The following is a 19,313-nucleotide window of genomic DNA, read 5'->3' as shown; positions in this document are numbered from 1 at the left end:
CGTCAGACGGGACCGGGCAGCGGGGATGGACATGGCGATGATGCGGCTCCGGCGCGAGGACCCGCGTGTCGTCGGTTCGTACCGGCTGCACCGGCGGCTCGGCGCGGGCGGGATGGGCGTGGTCTATCTCGGCTCCGACAAGCGCGGGCAGCGGGTGGCCCTGAAGGTCATCCGGCCGGACCTGGCCGAGGACCAGGAGTTCCGCTCGCGGTTCGCGCGCGAGGTGTCCGCCGCGCGGCGCATCCGCGGCGGCTGTACGGCGCGGCTGGTGGCCGCCGACCTGGACGCGGACCGGCCGTGGTTCGCCACGCAGTACGTCCCCGGGCCCTCGCTGCACGACAAGGTCAACGACGAAGGGCCGCTGTATCCGGCGCAGGTCGCCTCGATCGGCGCCGCGCTGTCCGAGGGCCTGCTCGCGGTGCACGACGCGGGCGTGGTCCACCGGGACCTCAAGCCGTCCAACATCCTGCTCTCCCCCAAGGGCCCGCGCATCATCGACTTCGGCATCGCGTGGGCCACCGGCGCGAGCACGCTCACGCACGTCGGCACGGCGGTCGGCTCGCCCGGCTTCCTCGCGCCGGAGCAGGTGCGCGGCGCCGCCGTGACCCCGGCGACGGACATCTTCGCGCTCGGCGCGACGCTCGCGTACGCCTGCACGGCGGACTCGCCCTTCGGCCAGGGCAGTTCGGAGGTCATGCTCTACCGCGTCGTGCACGAGGAGGCCCACCTGGCCGGGGTGCCGGACGCGTTGGCGCCGCTGCTCGCGGCCTGTCTGGCGAAGGACCCGGCGGAGCGGCCGAGCACGCTGTCGCTGTCGCTGCGGCTGAAGGAGATCGCGGCGCGCGAGGCGCAGGGGCTGTCGGCGCCGGGCGGGCCCGGAGACGCGATGCCCGGCGGGGCCAGGCGGGGGCGCGTCGGGCGCGGGCCGTCGTCCGAGCGGAGCGCCGGGGCGCCGTCCGAGCGGGGGCCGTCGTCCGAGCGCGGCACACCGGACCGGGCCAGGTCCGTACGGCCGCAGGCGGACCGGCCGACCGGGAAGCGCGCGGAGGAGTACGCGCGCCAGCACACGGAGCGGCGCGCGACCAACACGCCGACGCCGCGTCCGCAGGCGCCGCGCGGAAGTGCGGCGGGGCGCGGTGCCGCGTCGGCCCGGCCACAGGGCACGCCGGGGGCGCCGGGCCCCTCGTCGGGGGCGGGCGCTCCGGGAGCTCCGGGGGAAGCCGCGCCCAAGTCCCAGGGGGGCAGGCGGCCGTCGGGCCGTCCTTCCGTCCCCGGAGCCCGCGCCTCAGGGCGAAACGGTTCGCGTCCGGCGCGGGCGCCCCGTACGGGGTCGCGCACCTCGCCCGGCGGGCGCAGGCCCGGACCGGACCGGCGGTTGCTGCGGCAGCGGATCATCGTGTTCATCACGGTCACGTTGCTGGTCGCGCTGGGGATCGCGGCGGCACAGGGGTGCCAGGGACCTGCCCGGGGGCTGGGCGCCGACCGGTCGGTGGTCACGTCGTCCTCGTCCGTGGTGCCACCGGGGGCCGGACGGGGCTGAGCGCAAGCACGGGCCCGCTGCGCCTCCGGCGGCCTCCCGGCTCCGGTTCTCCCGACCTTTCGACTTCTGGTCTCCCGGCCTCCCGATCTTCAGATCTTTGTTCCCCGCAAGGTACGTCGAGTGTTAGCGTCACGCCGTGTCCAAAGCCGAGATAGACGCGCTGACCTCCGAGTTCTTCGGTGCCTTCGACAACCGGGACGGCCGGCCCGCCGACGTGGCCCGCATCCGCCGGCTGGTCCTGCCCGGTGGCGTGATCGTCAATACGGGCCCGCAGTTCACGGTCTACACCGTGGAGGAGTTCGTCGAGCCCCGCCAACGGCTGCTGGCCGACGGCCGGCTGGTCGGGTTCGCCGAGTGGGAGACCTCCGAGCGCACCGAGATCGCGGGGGACATCGCGTCGCGGTTCGGCGAGTACCGCAAGTCCGGGGTCCTGGACGGCGCGCCGTTCGAGGGCGGCGGGTCCAAGACGTTCCAGTTCGTCCGTACCACGGAGGGCTGGCGGATCGCCGCCTTCGCCTGGTACGACCACGACTGACCACCGGACCGGCCCTTGCCGCCCCGGCCGGTACTCACCCGGTGGCGGCTCCCCCGTCCCCCCTGCCCGCCGTCACCGCGTAGAACGCCACCGCCGCCGCGGCCCCCACGTTCAGGGAGTCGACGTCGTGGGCCATCGGGATACGGACCCAGGTGTCGGCGGCCCGCAGGGCATGAGGGGTCAGGCCGTCGCCCTCCGCGCCGAGCATCAGGGCGGCGCGGTCCATGCGGTGGGGCGCCACCTCGTCGAGGGGGACGGCCTTGGCGTCGGGGGTGAGGGCCAGGAGGGGGAAGCCCGCCTCGCGGACGGTCTCCAGGTCGCGGGGCCAGTTCTCCAGCCGGGCGTACGGGACGGCGAAGACCGCGCCCATGGAGACCTTCACCGAGCGGCGGTAGAGCGGGTCGGCGCTGTCCGGGGAGAGCAGGACGGCGTCCATGCCGAGGGCTGCCGCGCTACGAAATATCGCACCAATATTTGTGTGATCATTTACGGCTTCCATCACCGCGATACGGCGGGTGCCGGGCCGGGCCAGGAGTTCGGCGGCCGTCGGCAGCGGCTTGCGGGCCATGGAGGCCAGGGCGCCACGGTGTACGTGATAGCCCGTCACGCGCTCGGCGAGGGCCGGGCTGACCACGTAGACCGGTGCCGTCGCCGCCTCGATGACGTCGCCCATCACGTCGGCCCACTTGGCGGACAGGAGCATCGAGCGCATCGCGTAACCGGCGTGCCCGGCGCGCCGGATGACCTTCTCGCCCTCCGCGATGAACAGGCCTTCGGCCGGTTCGCGGCGGCGGCGCAGTTCCACGTCGGTCAGGCCCGTGTAGTCGCCGAGGCGCGGGTCGTCCGGATCGTCGACGGTGATGATGTCAGCCACGGGGTGGGGTGCCTTGTCGGTGGTGGGGTCGGTGGGGCGGCGGGGGCGGCGGGTCAGCGCGCGGGGTTCACGGCCACGACCTCGCCGATGACGATGACCGCCGGCGGGCGGACGCCTTCGGCCCGTACCGTCTCGCCGAGGGTGGCGAGGGTGGCGTCCACGCGGCGCTGGGCGGCGGTGGTGCCTTCCTGGACGACGGCCACGGGGGTGTCGGCGCCGCGCCCGTGTGCGATCAGCGTGGCGGCGATGGCCCCGCTGTTCTCGACGCCCATGAGGACGACGAGGGTGCCGCGCAGGCGGGCGAGGGCCGACCAGTCGACGGTGGAGCGCTCGTCGTCGGGGGCGACGTGGCCGCTGACGACGGTGAACTCCTGGGCGACGCCCCGGTGGGTGACGGGGATGCCGGCGGCGGAGGGCACGCTGATGGAGCTGGAGATGCCGGGCACCACGGTGCACGGGATGCCGGCGTCGGCGAGGGCCTGGAGTTCCTCCATGCCGCGGCCGAAGACGTAGGGGTCGCCGCCCTTGAGCCGGACGACGGACTTTCCGGCGCGGGCGTGCTCGATCAGGGCGTTGTTGATGGCCTCCTGGGCCATGAACCGGCCGTACGGGATCTTCGCGGCGTCGATGACCTCGACGTGCGGCGGAAGTTCGGCGAGCAGGTCGCGGGGGCCGAGGCGGTCGGCGATGACCACGTCGGCCTCGGCGAGCAGGCGGCGGCCGCGCACGGTGATCAGGTCGGGGTCGCCGGGACCGCCGCCGACCAGCGCGACTCCGGTGGCGCGGGCGCGGTGGTGCGGGGCGGCGAGGGTGCCGTCGCGCAGGCCCTCGACGATGGCGTCGCGTACGGCGGCGGAGCGGCGCGGGTCGCGGCCGGTGAGGACGGCGACGGTGACGCCCTCGCTGCGGCCGGTGGCCGGGGTCCAGGCGGTGGCGGCCTCGGCGTCGTCGGAGCGTACGCACCACACGCGGCCGTCCTCGGCCTCCTGGGAGGCGGCGGCGTTGGCCTCGGGGTCGTCGGTGGAGACGATCGCGTACCAGGCGTCCGCGAGGTCGCCCGGCACGTACCGGCGGCGCTCCCAGCGGATCTCGCCGGTGTCGGCCATGGCCTCGACGGACGGCTTGGCGGACGGGGAGATCAGCAGGACGTCGGCGCCCGCGGCGACCAGGGAGGGCAGGCGGCGCTGGGCGACCTGGCCGCCGCCGAGGACGACCACGCGGCGGCCGGACAGGCGCAGTCCGACGGGGTAGGCGGCGTGTTCGGCGTGCTCGGCCATGGCGGTACGGCTCCTTGTGCGGGTGGCGCGGGGCGCTGATCGTGCGGCAGCGCGCGGGGCGAGGGCGGGGACGCGTTCGCCGCTGCGGCGCTGGAGCGGCTGGCGGGGCGGGGCGGCTGCCGCCCCGGGGACCCTGGACCTGGTGAGAGGGTACGGGCCCGGCCCACAGCCTATGTGGCTGCGGGCCGGGGGTCATGCGCGGGCACCGGCGCGGGGCCGGTGGCCGTGCGGTCAGCTCTTCTCGGTGACTCCGGCGGAGTCGAAGGTGGCGACCTCGTGCATGGCGCGGGCGGCGCTCTGGACGACGGGCAGCGCCAGCAGGGCGCCGGTGCCCTCGCCGAGCCGCAGGTCGAGGTCGACCAGCGGGCGCAGCCCCAGCTTGTTGAGCGCGGCGACGTGGCCGGGCTCGGCGCTGCGGTGGCCCGCGATGCAGGCGGCCAGCGCCTCGGGGGCGATGGCGCGGGCCACCAGGGCGGCGGCTCCGGCGCTGACGCCGTCCAGGATGACCGGCGTACGCAGCGAGGCGCCGCCGAGGATCAGACCGGCCATCGCCGCGTGCTCCAGGCCACCGATCGCGGCGAGGACGCCGATGGGGTCGCCGGGGTCGGGGCGGTGCAGCTCCAGGGCGCGGCGGACGACGTCGATCTTGCGGGCGTGCGTCTCGTCGTTGATGCCGGTGCCGCGGCCGGTGACCTCGACGGGGTCGGCCTCGGTGTAGACGGAGATCAGGGCGGCCGAGGTGGTGGTGTTGGCGATGCCCATCTCGCCGGTGATCAGCGCCTTGTTCCCGGCGGCGACCAGGTCGCGGGCGGTCTCGATGCCCACCTCGATGGCGCGCAGCACCTCTTCGTGGCTCATCGCGGGTCCGACGGTGAAGTCGGCGGTGCCCGGCCGGACCTTGCGCGGCAGCAGGCCGGGGGTGGCGGGCAGGTCGGCGGCCACCCCGACGTCCACGACGCAGACCTCGGCGCCGACCTGGTTGGCGAAGGCGTTGCAGACCGCGCCGCCGCCCAGGAAGTTGGCGACCATCTGGCCGGTGACCTCCTGGGGCCAGGGGGTCACGCCCTGGGCGTGCACGCCGTGGTCGCCCGCGAAGATCGCGACGGCGGCCGGCTCCGGGATCGGCGGCGGGCACTTGCGGGACAGGCCGCACAGCTGCGCGGAGATGATCTCCAGCATGCCGAGCGCGCCCGGGGGCTTGGTCATCCGCTTCTGCCGCTCCCACGCCTCGCCGAGCGCCTTGGCGTCCAGCGGGCGGATGCCCTGGAGGGTCTCCTGGAGGAGGTCGGCGGGCGCCTCGCCGGGCAGGGCGCGGCGGCCGTACGTCTCCTCGTGGACGACCCAGGACAGCGGACGGCGCTTGGCCCAGCCGGCCTGCATCAGCTCGGGCTCGTCGGGGAACTCGTCGACGAATCCGACGCAGAGGTAGGCGACGACCTCCAGGTGGTCGGGCAGGCCCAGCTCGCGGACCATCTCCCGCTCGTCGAAGAAGCTGACCCAGCCGACGCCCAGGCCCTCGGCGCGGGCCGCCAGCCACAGGTTCTCCACCGCGAGGGCGGAGCTGTAGGGGGCCATCTGCGGCTGGGTGTGACGGCCGAGGGTGTGCCGGCCGCCGCGGGTCGAGTCGGCGGTCACCACGATGTTGACCGGCGTTTCGAGGATGGCCTCGATCTTCAGCTCGCGGAACTGCTTGGCGCGGGCCTTGGGCAGCGACTTCGCATACGCCTCGCGCTGTGCCGCGGCGAGCTGGTGCATCCGCTCCCGGGTCTCCTGCGAGCGGATGACGACGAAGTCCCAGGGCTGGGAGTGGCCGACGCTGGGGGCGGTGTGGGCCGCCTCCAGGACGCGCAGCAGCACCTCGTTGGGGATCGGGTCGGGGCGGAAGCCGTTGCGGATGTCGCGGCGCTCGCGCATGACGCGGTGCACGGCGGCGCGCTCGGAGTCGTCGTAGCCGGTGGCCGGGGGGGTGGCGGGCACGGCCGGTACGGGGGCCGGTCCGGCTTCCGCGACGGGCTGCTCGGTGGACTCCGTGCCGGGCTGCGCCGCGGACTCCGTATCGGCCTGCGTCGCGGGCTCCGCGGATGGGGCGGGCGTTTCCTGGGCGGCGGCCAGGGCGTCGGCGGGCAGTGCGGACTCGTCGGCGGCAGCCGCGGCGGGCTGCTCCGGGCCGCCTTCGGCCGGGGCGGCCTCGGCCTGGGGGGCGGTGGCCTCCGGGGCGTCCGCGGCATCCGTGGTGTTCAGGACGACCGGGGCGTCGGGGGCGTCGCCGAGCTGGACGAGTTCGGAGGCGTCCTGCTCGGTGGCCGGCTCTCCGGCGTCGGCGGGAGCCTCCGCCGGGGCCACGGCCTCGGCTGCGGGGGCGTCCTCGGTCACCGGGGCGTCCGGGGCCTGTCCGGCGGCCCGGGCCTCGTCGGCCTGCTGGGTGCCGTCGCCCTCGGCGGCCTGCTGCTCCGGCGGGGCCGGGGCGGCGGCCTGCTCGGCGTCCGCGGGAACGGTAGCGGGCGCGGGGGCGGCGGCCTGGGCGGCTTCGTCGGCCGGGATCTGCGCTTCGGCGGCCGGAGCGGGCACCGGTGCGTCGGCCGGCTTAGCGGCCTCCGCGGCGGCTTCGGCGGCGGCCTCCTGCGGTACGTCCGTCCCGGGCGCGGCGGCCTGGTCCTGCTCCGGTGCGGCGGCGGCCTCGCCCTCCACGGGGGGCACGGGCTGTTCCGCGGCGGGAGCGCCCTCGGCCGGTGCGTCCTGGGTCACGGTGGCGGTCTCCGCCGGTTCGGCGGCCGGTGCGGCCGCTTCCGGGGCCGTCGCGGGTGTCTCGGCCGAAGCGGCCGGTGCCTCCTCGGCGACCTGTATGGGCTGCGGTACCTGGGCCGCCGCCACGGGCTGTGCGCCGTCGGCGGTGCCCGTGGCGTGCGTCGTCTCGCCGGTGCCCACCACGTCCTGGGCGGCCTCCTCCGGCTGCGCGGCCTGGGCGTCCGCGCCCGGCTGCCCGGCCGGTACGGGCTGGTCGGCGGCAGCCGGTGCAGCCTGTACGGACTCTTCGGCGGCCGGTACGGACTGGTCGGCCGGGGCCTGGGCGGGCTGCTCGGCCGGTGCGGGCTGCGGCCCGGCCGGTTCGGCCTGCGCCGCCTGCTCGGCGCCGTCGGCGACCGCCTGCGGCGCGACCTCGGCCGATGCGGCTTCCTGCGCGCCCTCGGCGCCTTCCGGCCCGGCCTCCGGCTGCGCCGGAACAGCGGCTTCGGCGGCTTCGGCCGCTTCGGGCGCCGGGACCTCGGAAGCCTCTGTGGTCACATCAGCCACCGCAGCCTCCTGAGCACCGCGATCGACCGTTTCTGCGCCCCCGGCCGCAGCGGCCTCCGGAGCTTGCGGGGCCGCCTCGGCAGCCGCGGCGGCCTGTACGGCGACCGGCGCCATCGGAGCCGCCTGCGCCGGGGCACTGTCCCACGACGGCACCTGCGGGACGATCATGCCGAGCTGCGGTCCGGGCAGCGGGGCCGTGCCGGACGCCGCGTACGCCTGGGCGTGCGCGTCCTGCACGGCGGCGACGGCGGCGGGCGCCTGGACCTGCTGCGCGTCCTCCTCGACGTCCAGGTACTCGGGGCCCGGGGCCGGCGGGCCGGGATTGCCGCGCACCGGGGTGGCGGGGCCGCGGTCGGCGAGCGAGCGGACCACGCCGCCGGTCGCGTCGGGGACCGGCGGGCCCATGTGAAGCGGGCGGCGCGGCGCGGCGGCCTGCTGGGGCGCGGCGGGCGGCGCCGCGCGGACGCCGCCCATGTCGACCGAGGCCGAGTCGCGGCCGCCGCTCTCGTGGGTGCCGGCTACCGGCGGCCCGGGCTCGTACGCCATGGCGCCGCGCGGCGCGGAGTCGTACGGGCCGGCCTGCTCGGGGACGCTCTGCTGGGGCGCTGCCTGCGGCGGCTGGGCCTGCTGCGGGAACGGCTGGTGATGCGGCTGCTCGCTCCCCCACGCGCCCTGTGCCCCCGGCATCAGCAGCAGGTCGTCGTCCTCGGCGCCCGCGTCGGCGGGGTCCAGGAAGGTGTACGCGTCGGGCGCCTGGGGCGCGCCCGGCGGCTGCGTCGGGCCGGCATCGGCAGGGGAGGGAACGGCCGCCGGCTGCGGCTGTCCGGGCTGTCCGCCTGCGTTCTCCGGCAGCCCCTCGCCCGGGACCTGGCCGGTGTCGGTCATGCGTACCCCTCGCCCATTGGTAGTGCTCCTTCCAACCGCTCGTGCGACGCGCTCCACCGCGGCGCGCCGACCGCCCCTATAGCTAGAACGAGCGAGCGCGCCTCGCGGCACGTCCGCCCTTGAGAGCTTCAATTACGGCCAAAACCACGGCATGTTCCGGATATTGGCGTACGAAACCGAACGTGGGACGGCGGCGCAACGATCCGCCAGCCTACCGCGCGCCGGTCCCGGACCCGGTCACGGGTGAGCAAGCCGGTAGCCACTGAGCAGGAAGACGACGGCCCGTTCCCGCTCGACCCACGCGGAGGTGTCCAGTTCGACGGACTGCAGCAGCGCGCACTCGGTCTCGTAACCGCCGTCGGCCAGCGCCCGGCCGATCGCCTCGGCCTCGTCGCGGGTCGCCGCGTGCGTCACGATGCGCTCGGGGCGGCGGGCCGCACAGGCGGTGACCACCTCCGCTCCCCCGCCGCCGACCCGTACGACGTCCGGTTCCGGCAGGTCTTCCAGCACCTGCGGCGCGCGGCCCTGTACGACCTGGAGCTGGACGCCGTACCGGCGGGCGACCGCGGTGGTGCGCCCGCAGGCGTCCGCGTCGGAGTCGACGGCGATGACGGCGGCCCCGAAGCGCGCGGCCTCGACGGCGGCGGCACCGCTGCCCGCGCCGATGTCCCACACGAGGTCGCCGGGCCGGGGCCCGAGCCGGGCCAGCTGGGCGCTGCGCAGCTGGACGGACTCCCCTTCGTCCAGGACGCCGCCGTACGCCTGCGCGGGCAGTCCCCAGCCGCGCGGCGGCGACGGGTAGGCGACGTCGCGCCCGGCCAGCCAGCCGCTGCCCTGGGTGGCGGCGCTGGCCCCGCCGACGACGATGACGACGTTGGGGTCGCGCCAGACGTGGTCGGCGGCCTTGTCGGAGGTGAGGACCGTCACCTGCTCACGGCCGGTGCCCAGTTCCTCGCAGATGACGAAGGTGCGGTGGACGCCGTCCAGCAGGAGGGCCAGCTCGGCGGGTCCGGCGCCGGGCGCGGTGAGCACCGCGACCTTGGTGTGCGCGCGGCAGATGTTCACGGCCCGCCGCAGGTCGCGGCTGTGGGCGACGACGATCTGGGCGTCGTCCCAGGGCATCCCGGCGCGGGCGAAGGCCGCCGCGACGGACGAGACGGCGGGCACCACCTCGACCTCCAGGCCGTGCTCGGGCGCCCGCAGGGTCCGTACGACACCGAAGAAGCCGGGATCGCCGTCGGCGAGCACCACGGCGGTGCCGCGGTGCTGGGCGATGCGGCGGGCGGCCAGGCCGACACTGCCCAGCCGGATGTGTTCGGCGTGCGGGGGGACTTCGGGCAGGGCGAGGTGGTGGGCGGCGCCGGCCACGAGCGTCGCCGCGCCGAGGGCGGAGCGGGCGGCGGCGGTCAACGGCGAACCGTCCCACCCGATCACCGTGACCCGGTCGGCCATCGTCGTCAGTCTCCTGGGCTTCGCTTGCTACGGAACAGGACTGGGCAATACGGAACAGAGCTATGGAAAACGGAACTCGCAGCCACACGCCGGACGGCTCGCCCGGCAGCGGGCGGCCGGTCACGGAGTTCTGTGGGCAGGCCGAGACTACCCCGAGAGGTCCGGACCACAGCGAAGCGGGCCGGAGCACGACCGGCCGGCGCGCTACCGGCCGAAACCGAACGGCCGGAACCGACCGGCAGGCGCGTCCCGGCCCCGCGGACGCCGCCGGGCGGATGCAGCCGACGGACGGGCTCGGCCGACGGACGGACACGGCCGACGGACGGACTCAGCCGCCGAGCGGGCTCAGTTCCACTCGGGATAGGCGAAGCCGTTGGCGTCGGCCATCCGGCCCGGTACGCCGTCGAGGTCCTCGGGCAGCAGGCTCCACACGATCAGGTCAGTGCGGATGTCCGTCCAGCCGCCGTCCTCGGTGCGCGAACGGGCTATCCAGGCGTTGCGCAGCACGCCCTCGCTGATGCAGCCGACCTTCTGGGCCACCTGCTGGGCGGCCGTGTTGTCGGCGGCGGTGCGCAGCTCGACCCGTTCGAACTTCTGGTCCCTGAAGAGCCACTGCGCGACCGCGAGGACGGATTCCGAGGCGTAGCCCTCGCCACGCGCCCAGGGCGCGGTGACGTAGGCGGCCTCGGTGCTCAGGATGCGCCAGTCGGTGCGGTCGAGGGTGATGGTGCCGACCAGGCGCTGGGTGAGGAACTCGGTGACGGCGAAGGCGATGCCGCGGCCTTCGGTGCGCACCGCGGCCGCCCCGCGGGTGGCCCAGGCACGGGCGGTGTCGGTGGTGTACGGGTGGGGCAGCGCGGTCCAGGCTGCGGTCAGCTCGTCGTTCATCATCTCGGTGAGCGCGGGCACGTCGGCCTCTTCGAACGGGCGAAGCACCAACCGATCCGTGCTGATGGAGATGTCCGGAAAGGTGGATGTCATGCCGCTGCTCCAACGCCGTTGACCGTGCTGCTCCGAAGTTCGGGCCCTGTTGACCGTCTTGAGTGCACCAGGATGCAGCATCCGACCGGGGATGTGCCACGCACGCGGGCCCCGGTGGCGCAAGATGCGCGCCCCGGGGCCCGTCGTCGCACGGCACGGCCGTCCGTACGGTGCTGACCTGCGATGACGGCGATCAGCTCTGCGGAGCGCCGAAGGCCGGGATGACCGAACCGTCCCGGTACTTGTCCTCGATGAACTTCTTGACCTCGGGCGAGTTCAGCAACTTCGCCAGCTTCTTGACCCGCGGGTCGTCCTCGTTGCCCTTCTTGACGGCCAGGAAGTTCGCGTACGGGTTGTTCTCGGCCTTCTCCAGCGCGAGGGCGTCGGTGGAGGGCTTGAGCTGCGCGCCGATGGCGAAGTTGCCGTTGATCACGGCGGCGTCGACGTCGGCGAGGCGCGGCGCGATCTGGCCGGCCTCCAGCTCGGTGAGCTTGATGCCCTTGTTGTCCTCGACGTCGGTCAGCTTCGCGTCGGAGCCGACGCCGTCCTTGAGGGTGATGACGCCGTTGTCGGCGAGCAGCTTGAGCGCGCGGCCCTCGTTGGACGGGTCGTTGGGGACGGAGACGGTGTTGCCGGACGTCAGCTCGGAGAGCTTCTTGACCTTTTTGGAGTAGACGCCGAGCGGCTCGATGGCGACGTTGACGACCGGTACGACGTGGGTGCCGTTCTTCTTGTTGTAGGTGTCCAGGAACGGCTTGTGCTGGAAGAAGTTCGCGTCGACCTGGCCGTCCTCGGTGACCTTGTTCGGCAGGTTGTAGTCGTTGAACTCCTTGACCTCCAGCGTGAGCCCTTCCTTCGCCGCGAGCTTGTCCTTGACGAAGTTGAGGATCGCGCCGTGCGGGGTCGGGCTGGCGGCGACGGTCAGCGGCGCGCTGCTGTCCTCCTTCTTGTCCCCGGAGGAGGAGACGTCGGAGGGCGCGCTGCAGGCGCTCGCGCCGAGGGCGACGGCCGCCGCGGCCAGGGCGGCCACGGTGATGTTGCGGGTGGTACGCACGAAGAGTGCCCCTATCTGGTTTCTCGGACGCGCGGGACCGGTGTTCCGCGCGGATGCGCCCGGCAAAGGGTCCGGGCTCAAGAGGGTCCGGTGCGGACCCGGTCTCAGGCGCCGACGCGCTCCTTCGGGGCGTCGGCGGGGGCGGCCCCGGCGGGCTGCCCGTCGGCGGCGGCCGGGGCGGGCGCCCGGCGCAGTCCGACGCGTACGGAGGAGGAGCCGCGGCTGCCGCGGCCGGCCAGCCTGCGCACGATCAGGTCGCCGAGCAGCTGGACGGCGATGACCAGGACGATCAGCAGCACGATGGTGATGACCATCAGGTTGGTCTCGTACTGGAGGTAGCCGTAGGTGTAGGCCAGGTTGCCCAGGCCGCCGCCGCCGACCGCGCCGGCGATGGCGGAGTAGCCGATCAGCGTGATGACGGTGGTGGTGACGGCCGCGACCAGCGCGGGCAGGGCCTGCGGCAGCAGGACCTTGAAGACGATGGTCCAGGTGCCGCCGCCCATCGACTGGACGGCCTCGACGAGGCCGTGGTCGACCTCGCGCAGCGCGGCCTCGACGAGCCGGGCGAAGAACGGGATGGCCGCGATGACCAGGGGCACGACCGCGCCCGTGGGGCCGATGGAGACGCCGACGACCAGGCGCGTGAAGGGGATCAGCGCGACCATCAGGATCAGGAAGGGGAAGGACCGGCCGATGTTCACGACCGCGCCGATGACCTTGTTGACCACGACGTTCTGCAGGACGCCGCCGCGGTCGGTCAGGATCAGCAGGACGCCGAGCGGGATGCCGAACAGGACGGCGTAGAACGTCGACCACCACACCATGAAGAGCGTGTCGAGCGTGTTGTTGTACAGCAGCGGCTGCATCTGCGACCAGGTCACTTGGCACCTTCCTTCACCAGCGCGCCGGCGGGCGCCGCCGTCGCGGGGCCGGCCGTCTCGCCGGCCACGTCCACCTGGAGGCCCTGCTCGCGCAGGAAGCCGATGGGCACGACGTTCTCCTCGAAGCGGCCGGGCAGCTCGATGCGCATCCGGCCGATCTGCTTCCCGCCGACGGTGTCCATGGCGGCGCCGAGGATGGAGATGTCCACGTTGTACGTACGGGACAGCTCGGAGATCACCGGGCGGGTGGCGGCCTCACCGTGGAAGGTGACGTCCACGACCGTACGGTCCGGTCCGGAGGGCTCGCCGCCGACCGGGAACAGCTCGCGGGCCAGCTCGGAGCCGGGGGTGGCGAGCAGTTCCGAGACGGTGCCCTGCTCGACGACGCGGCCGTTCTTCATCAGCGCGGCCGAGTCGCAGATCGTCTTGACGACGTCCATCTCGTGCGTGATCAGCAGCACGGTCAGGCCGAGCTGGCGGTTGAGGTCGCGCAGCAGCTGGAGGATGGAGCGGGTGGTCTCCGGGTCCAGGGCGCTGGTGGCCTCGTCGGAGAGCAGCACCTTGGGGTCGCCGGCCAGGGCGCGGGCGATGCCGACGCGCTGCTTCTGGCCGCCGGAGAGCTGGGCGGGGTAGGCCTTGGCCTTGTCGGCGAGGCCGACGAGGTCGAGCAGTTCCAGTGCCTTGCGGGAGCGCTCGCGGCGGTCGACCTTGAGGATCTCCAGCGGCAGCTCGATGTTGTCCTGGACGGTGCGCGAGGACAGCAGGTTGAAGTGCTGGAAGACCATGCCGATGTGGCTGCGGGCGGCGCGCAGCGCGGCGTTGGCGCGCTGTCCCCGGCCGGCCAGCGAGGTCAGCTCCTGGCCGGCGACGGTGACCGTGCCGGAGGTGGGGCGCTCCAGGAGGTTGACGCAGCGGATGAGGGTGGATTTGCCGGCGCCGCTCTGGCCGATGACGCCGTACACCTCGCCCTCGCGGACGTGCAGATCGACGCCGTCCAGGGCGGTGACTTCGCGGTCTCCTGAGCGGTAGACCTTGGTCAGGCCCGTTGTGGTGATCACAGGGAATTCCGTCACTGTCGTGTGCCGGGCGGCTCGCCCGCCGGGCACGGGGCATTCATTGCGGAGTGCGGCATGGGGGACCCGGAGGGCGCGGTGGCCCGGCTTCGGGTTCCGGTGACGCGGGGCGGCCGGGTCCGTGGGGTACGGCGGTGTACGTCTCGCACGGCGCAAGGCGGCGGGTCTCGCTTCGGGGCGCGAGGCTCGGCGGGGGCCCTCAGCGGTCACACATTCGACACATGCAACGAGCACCGGGCGTCAGGGGCGCCTCGGTCGCAGGGGTGCGGTTGCTCGTCGTGGTCATGTTCGCCAGTAAACCAGACAGGCGTACGGCCCGATCAAGCCTGTCCGTATGGCGGACGGGACCGACCGATGGGTGGACGGCGGTTCAGTCCGCCGTGGTGATCTCCACACCGTCCCCCGTGGCCTGCGCGGACACCGCCGACAGGTCCTCGACGATCACGTCGGCGGCCAGCTCGTCGGCCCGGTGCGTTGTGGTCAACGCCACGGTGGTCATGCCCGCCGCGCGGCCGGACTGCAGGCCGGCGGGCGCGTCCTCGAAGACCACGCAGTCGGCCGGGTCCACGCCCAGCCGCCGGGCGGCCAGCAGGAAGGGCTCCGGGTCGGGCTTGCCGCGGCTGATGTCGTCGGCGGCTATCAGGGTCTTCGGGTGGATTCCGACCTCGGCGAGCCGGGCCTCTGCCAGGCGGGCCGTCGCGGACGTGACGACCGCCCAGCGCTCCGGCGGCAGCTGGGCCAGCAGCGCGAGGGTGCCGGGCAGCGCGATCACCCCGCCCGCGACGTCCTCGACCTCCAGCTGCTCGATACGGGCCAGCGCCTCCGGTATCCGGGCCGCGGGCAGCAGGTCGCCGATGATCTCGGCGGCCGGGCGGCCGTGCAGCTCGACCCGGGCGAACTCCTCCGCGGTGATCCCGTACTCCTCGGCCCACCGCGTCCAGCAGCGGTACACGGACTCCATGGAGGAGACGAGGGTGCCGTCGTTGTCGAAAAGCAGGGCGGCTGCGGAGATCTTCATACTGCGCGAGCGTACGTGACACCGGGTGACCGGCAGGAGTGACCACCGGTGACCGGCGGAAGTGACCTTGGTGACCAACTGGAGTCGCCCGGTGACGGCGGGGCCGCGCGCGTCGGCCGCCGGGGCGCCGATTAGAGTCGCCTCATGCCCCTTTTCTCCACTGCGCGCAGCCGCGCCGCGCGGAGGTCCCGGTGATCGACGCGCTGACGGTGGCGATCGCCGTGACCGCCCTCGCCCTGGCCGCCTGGTGCGGCTTCGCCGCGTTTCGCGACGAGCCGACGAAGGACTGGCACTTCATCGGCATGGCGGTGGTCTCACTGCTCGCCGTGGTGCAACTGGTGATCGGCCTGGTGCAGTTGGGGCGCGGCGAGTCGCCGCGGGACGGTACGGCGATCTTCGTCGCCTATCTGGTCGGGGCCGCCGCCTGTGTGCCGGCCACCGGCTTCCTGTCGCTCTCGGAGCGCACCCGCTGGGGCTCGGCGACCGTGGCGGCGGGCGCGGTGGTCCTCGCCGTACTGCAAGTGCGGCTGTACGACATCTGGGGAGGCGGCCATGCCTGAGACATCCGCGGGGTCCCGGACCCCCGAGGCCGCGGCGGGCGGCGCTCGGCGGTCCCTGGGCACCGGCCCCGGGCGGCTGCTGGTCGCCCTGTACGGCGTCTTCACCGTCGCCGCCGCGTCGCGTGCGGCCTACCAGCTGATCGCGCAGTTCGACCGGGCGCCGCTGGCGTACCTCCTGTCGGCGGTCTCCGCGGTGGTCTACGCCTTCATCCTGTTCTCGCTGGTGCGCGGCGGCGAGGGGGCCCGCAGGGCGGCCGTCGTGTGCTGCGCGCTGGAGCTGGCCGGCGTGCTCGGCGTCGGCACGTGGACGCTGGTGGACCGCTCCGCCTTCCCCGACGCGACCGTCTGGTCCGACTACGGGATGGGCTACCTCTTCATCCCGGTCTTCCTGCCGGTGACCGGTCTGCTGTGGCTGCGGCGGGCCCGCCGGGCGTGACGCGCTCGGCGCCCGTACGCCCGGTGGGTCCCCGCCGCGCGGCCGGGGCCGGTCAGACGCTCGCCACGTAGTCCCGTGGCGCGCCCTGCGCGGTGGCCGCCTCCTTCTCCAGCGTGACCAGGCTCAGCCGGGAGCTGAGCTGCTCGGTGCCGACGGGGGTGTAGCCGCGGCTGCGGTACAGGCGCAGGTTGCCCTCGCTGCGGTGGCCGGCGAAGAGCCGGTAGCGCTTGGCGGAGCGTTCGGTGCTGAGCCGCTCCTCGACGGCGGCGAGCAGCCGTCCGCCGAGGCCGTGGTGCTGCATCCGGGGGTGGACGACGAGCTTGTCGATGGCGGCGGTGCCGTCCGCGTCGACCGTGCCGCGCACCGCCCCGACGACCTCCGTGCCGAGCCGGGCCACCACCACGCAGGCGTCGCTCAGTTCGGCACGCAGGTCATCCAGGGTCTGGGTGAGCGGCTCGATCGAGTAGTCGTCGTACAGCGCGGCCTCCGGCTGGTAGCAGAGGTACTGGAGTTTGAGGATCTGCTCGGCGTCCTGGTCGGTCGCCGCAGAGATGGTCACGCTCATACCCATGCGCGAATGCCTCCCCTTTATTCGGTTCGGTGCGCCCGGGCGTGCAGAGGGTGTGAGGGTACGCCCGGACCGGTTGCCCTGACTGACGGAGCCGTGTGGTGCACGCCGCCGTCATGACGTGACTGACGCTGCTGCTTCCGGACTCCCCGGTTTCGCGCAGCGGCAACCTCCGCCGTGAGCATTCTGCGCAGGCATCCCAGACAACGGGAACGGACCGGCCCCAAGCTCCCCTGTGACATTCCCAACTCAGATGAGATTTCGCGGTAGGTGAGGTCGGAGCGGGACAACAGGGCGCGCACCAGGGCCGGGCAGCGTCCGGGGAGCCGTTCGACGGCGGCGAGCAGCGCGCGGCGCTCCTCGGTCTCCAGGGCGGCGCGTTCGGCGACGGCGGCGATCCGGGGCTGCGGTCCGGTGGGGTCGTACGGGACCTCGCGCAGGGCCAGCCGTCGGGCGCCGCGGGCCTCGGCGCGGACCGCGCGGCGCAGCCAGCGGGCGGGCTCGGCGGGCGGCCCGGCCTCGCGGGTGTGTTCCAGCAGCCGGGCCCACACGCCCTGTTCAAGGTCCTCGGCGTCGGCTCCGGCGGCGGCCGCCTCGGCCGCGACTTCGGCGGCCAGCAGGGGGCGCAGCGTACGAATGAGGTCGTTGTCCGTGATGGCGTGCCGCATGGCCTGCGAGACGTGGGGGTGCCGTCCGGTGGTTTCGCCAGTGCCACGGCCTCACTCGTCCGTGGCACCGGCGGTGCCGGATTGACGCCGGTGGGCGCCCGCCCGGCGGCGTCGCGCCGGTCAGCGCCCGCGGAACTCCGCGGCGGCCAGCAGCGCCGTGTCGCAGTTGTCGGAGAACATCCCGTCGATGCCGGTGGCCAGGTACTTCTTGAAGACGCCCAGCGCGTCACCGTACGCGTCGGGGTCGCTGCCCCGGCGGTAGTCGGCGGGCAGGAAGGTGTTCTCGTTGCGGCCGGTGTACGGGTGCAGGACCAGGCCCGCGGCGTGCGCGTCCTTGACGACGGAGGTGGGCTCGCCCAGCTTGTCGTCCTTGGTCCGCGGGATGATGACCGTCAGGTCCGGGCCGATGCCCTGCGCGAAGCCGGCGATCCACTTCAGGCCCGCGGGCTTGACCAGGTCGGCGGTGGTGCGCGGGTCGCCCGCCACCTCGAAGTCCCAGGGGCGGTCCTTGAGGGTGCCCAGCAGGACCACCTTCGGGCAGTCGACGAGCTTGTCGAGCCGCTGGATGCTGCTGGGCTCGAAGGACTGCAGGAAGTTCGGCGAGTGCTTCTTGTGCCGTCCGTACTTGCGCAGCAGTCTGGCGAGACGTTCCTCCAGGCCCAGGCCCAGCTTGCGGAAGTAGGTGGGGTGCTTGGTCTCGATGTGCAGCCAGACGCGGCGGCCCCGCTTGCGGCCCTCGCGGTCGGCCCACTTCAGCACCTCTTCGAAGGTGGGTACGTCCCACACGCCGTCATAAAGGGTGTTGTGCTGCCGGGTGCCCGGAATGCGCTCCTTCGCCCGCAGTGTCTTCAGCTCGGCGAGCGTGAAGTCCTCGGTGAACCAGCCGGTCAGCTTGGCACCGTCGACCGTCTTGGTGGTCTTGCGGTCCGCGAACTCCGGGTGGGCCGAGACGTCGGTGGTGGCCGTGATGTCGTTCTCGTGGCGGCACACGAGGTGGCCGTCCTTGGTGGGCACCACGTCCTGCTCGATGACGTCCGCGCCCATGTCGAGGGCGAGCTGGTAGGAGCCGAAGGTGTGCTCCGGGCGGTAGCCGCTGGCGCCGCGGTGGCCCACGATCAGCGGTACGGGCAGCTCGTCGTGGCCGTGGCCCCGTCCGCGGGAGCCCGCGGCGCTCGCCGTGCCGGTGCCGCCCCAGACCGCCGCGCCGGCGCCGAGGGCCGCCGCGCCCAGTACCGTCCGGCGCCCCGGCCGCTGCCGTTCCTGCATGATCGCGCTCCTCGCTCCACGGCGCCGGTGAGAGTGTCCGGCACCTGTCAATGGGTCGGGGGCGATCCTAGGCACGTACACCTTTCGAACGGGAGACCTGGCCCCCAACGCGCGGCAAACCCACGTCAACTCTGCGTATCGGTCCCGTGAACCCGATGTGCGATCGAGCGCGGCCGACGAGTATCGTCCTGGGCTGCATACTCTTGCACGCTCGCGGCGACCGCCGCAGACCACCCACGACCGGAGGGCCCGTTGTCCCGCATTCTGCTGAAGGCGTTTCTCGGATTCGTCATGCGTGTCCTGTTCCGCCCGAAGGTCGAGGGCGCGGAACGCATTCCCGGCAGCGGACCGGTGATCCTGGCCGGCAACCATGTCACGTTCATCGACTCGCTGTTCCTCTCCCTCGTCGTCAAGCGCCAGGTGTTCTTCATCGGCAAGGACGAGTACGTGAACGGCAAGGGGCTCAAGGGACGCCTGATGTCCTGGTTCTTCACCTGCTCCGGCATGGTCCCGGTGGACCGGGACGGCGGCCACGGCGGTGTCGCGGCGCTGATGACCGGCCGCCGCATCCTGGAGGAGGGCAAGATCTTCGGTATCTACCCCGAGGGCACCCGCTCCCCCGACGGCCGCCTGTACCGCGGCCGTACGGGCATCGCCCGGCTGGCGCTGATGACCGGCGCGCCCGTCGTGCCGTTCGCGATGATCGGCACCGACAAGGTGCAGCCCGGCGGCAAGGGCCGTCCGCACCTGGCGCCGGTGACCGTCCGCTTCGGCGAGCCGCTGGACTTCGCCCGCTACGAGGGCATGGACCGGGACCGCTACGTGCTGCGCGCCGTCACCGACGAGGTGATGAGCGACGTCATGGAGCTGTCCGGCCAGGAGTACGTCGACATGTACGCCACCAAGGCACGCGCGGCCTGACCGCCGCCCGACCCGCGACGCGCAGGGCCCCGT

Annotated in this window: 16 protein-coding genes and 1 pseudogene; 5 read left to right on the top strand and 12 right to left on the bottom strand. The window is 73.7% G+C overall.

The annotated features are described in order from the left end of the window. Window positions 1–31 precede the first annotated feature (31 nt). Window positions 32–1,540, top strand: coding sequence for a protein kinase (locus ACFV57_RS27230; protein ID WP_385237678.1), 1,509 nt, complete (start codon window positions 32–34; stop codon window positions 1,538–1,540). A 136-nt stretch (window positions 1,541–1,676) separates the two neighbouring features. Further along, window positions 1,677–2,075 carry a DUF4440 domain-containing protein gene (locus ACFV57_RS27225; protein ID WP_385237675.1) on the top strand — a complete coding sequence of 133 codons (399 nt, stop codon included), beginning with the start codon at window positions 1,677–1,679 and terminating at the stop codon, window positions 2,073–2,075. A gap of 34 nt (window positions 2,076–2,109) precedes the next feature. Here the strand turns inward: ACFV57_RS27225 and ACFV57_RS27220 are convergent, their stop codons facing one another. The 9 genes from ACFV57_RS27220 to ACFV57_RS27180 all read right to left on the bottom strand — a co-directional run bounded on the left by ACFV57_RS27220 (window position 2,110) and on the right by ACFV57_RS27180 (window position 14,861). Further along, window positions 2,110–2,949 carry a TrmH family RNA methyltransferase gene (locus ACFV57_RS27220; protein WP_385237672.1) on the bottom strand — a complete coding sequence of 280 codons (840 nt, stop codon included), beginning with the start codon at window positions 2,947–2,949 and terminating at the stop codon, window positions 2,110–2,112. A 53-nt stretch (window positions 2,950–3,002) separates the two neighbouring features. Then, entirely contained in the window at window positions 3,003–4,226 is a 1,224-nt protein-coding gene (cobA, locus tag ACFV57_RS27215; RefSeq protein WP_385237669.1) for a uroporphyrinogen-III C-methyltransferase, read from the bottom strand. A gap of 231 nt (window positions 4,227–4,457) precedes the next feature. Further along, a complete protein-coding gene (cobT, locus tag ACFV57_RS27210; protein ID WP_385237666.1) occupies window positions 4,458–8,402 on the bottom strand; it encodes a nicotinate-nucleotide--dimethylbenzimidazole phosphoribosyltransferase in 3,945 nt (1,314 codons plus the stop codon). A 237-nt stretch (window positions 8,403–8,639) separates the two neighbouring features. Continuing rightward, on the bottom strand, window positions 8,640–9,854 hold the full coding sequence (cbiE, locus tag ACFV57_RS27205; protein WP_385237663.1) for a precorrin-6y C5,15-methyltransferase (decarboxylating) subunit CbiE: 1,215 nt from the start codon (window positions 9,852–9,854) through the stop codon (window positions 8,640–8,642). A 345-nt stretch (window positions 9,855–10,199) separates the two neighbouring features. Further along, window positions 10,200–10,835 carry a GNAT family N-acetyltransferase gene (locus ACFV57_RS27200; protein ID WP_385237660.1) on the bottom strand — a complete coding sequence of 212 codons (636 nt, stop codon included), beginning with the start codon at window positions 10,833–10,835 and terminating at the stop codon, window positions 10,200–10,202. Between the two features lie 193 nt (window positions 10,836–11,028). After that, window positions 11,029–11,889, bottom strand: a complete 861-nt coding sequence (locus tag ACFV57_RS27195) for a MetQ/NlpA family ABC transporter substrate-binding protein (protein WP_385237657.1) — start codon at window positions 11,887–11,889, stop codon at window positions 11,029–11,031. 104 nt (window positions 11,890–11,993) lie between these two features. Further along, window positions 11,994–12,770 carry a methionine ABC transporter permease gene (locus ACFV57_RS27190; RefSeq protein ID WP_385237654.1) on the bottom strand — a complete coding sequence of 259 codons (777 nt, stop codon included), beginning with the start codon at window positions 12,768–12,770 and terminating at the stop codon, window positions 11,994–11,996. Next, window positions 12,767–13,828, bottom strand: a complete 1,062-nt coding sequence (locus ACFV57_RS27185; RefSeq protein ID WP_385237651.1) for a methionine ABC transporter ATP-binding protein — start codon at window positions 13,826–13,828, stop codon at window positions 12,767–12,769. The genes ACFV57_RS27190 and ACFV57_RS27185 overlap by 4 nt, the downstream gene beginning before the upstream one ends. 385 nt (window positions 13,829–14,213) lie before the next feature. Then, entirely contained in the window at window positions 14,214–14,861 is a 648-nt protein-coding gene (locus tag ACFV57_RS27180; RefSeq protein WP_385237648.1) for an HAD family hydrolase, read from the bottom strand. A 191-nt stretch (window positions 14,862–15,052) separates the two neighbouring features. Between ACFV57_RS27180 and ACFV57_RS27175 the strand changes: the two genes are divergently transcribed. Beyond that, window positions 15,053–15,421, top strand: a complete 369-nt coding sequence (locus tag ACFV57_RS27175; RefSeq protein WP_385237645.1) for a hypothetical protein — start codon at window positions 15,053–15,055, stop codon at window positions 15,419–15,421. Further along, window positions 15,414–15,857, top strand: coding sequence for a hypothetical protein (locus tag ACFV57_RS27170; protein ID WP_385237642.1), 444 nt, complete (start codon window positions 15,414–15,416; stop codon window positions 15,855–15,857). Before ACFV57_RS27175 ends, ACFV57_RS27170 begins: the two co-directional genes overlap by 8 nt. A gap of 52 nt (window positions 15,858–15,909) precedes the next feature. On the opposite strand, the gene ACFV57_RS27165 is transcribed toward ACFV57_RS27170, so the two are convergent. The 3 genes and pseudogenes from ACFV57_RS27165 to ACFV57_RS27155 form a co-directional block, all read right to left on the bottom strand. Further along, the gene (locus ACFV57_RS27165) at window positions 15,910–16,428 is read right to left on the bottom strand and encodes a GNAT family N-acetyltransferase (protein WP_385237639.1); all 519 of its coding nucleotides are present in this window, start codon (window positions 16,426–16,428) and stop codon (window positions 15,910–15,912) included. A gap of 143 nt (window positions 16,429–16,571) precedes the next feature. After that, window positions 16,572–17,093, bottom strand: a pseudogene (locus ACFV57_RS27160) (sigma-70 family RNA polymerase sigma factor); the annotation flags it as partial. Window positions 17,094–17,213: 120 nt separating this feature from the next. After that, complete coding sequence (locus ACFV57_RS27155) at window positions 17,214–18,359, bottom strand: glycerophosphodiester phosphodiesterase (RefSeq protein ID WP_385237636.1); 1,146 nt, start codon at window positions 18,357–18,359, stop codon at window positions 17,214–17,216. Between the two features lie 252 nt (window positions 18,360–18,611). Here ACFV57_RS27155 and ACFV57_RS27150 point away from each other — a divergent pair, with 252 nt between their 5' ends. Continuing rightward, entirely contained in the window at window positions 18,612–19,280 is a 669-nt protein-coding gene (locus tag ACFV57_RS27150) for a lysophospholipid acyltransferase family protein (RefSeq protein WP_385237633.1), read from the top strand. Window positions 19,281–19,313: the final 33 nt, after the last annotated feature.

Origin of the sequence: Streptomyces sp. NPDC059788 (genome assembly GCF_042732265.1) — a bacterium.
GTDB lineage: Bacteria > Actinomycetota > Actinomycetes > Streptomycetales > Streptomycetaceae > Streptomyces.
This window is presented reverse-complemented; position numbering and strand designations above follow the sequence as displayed.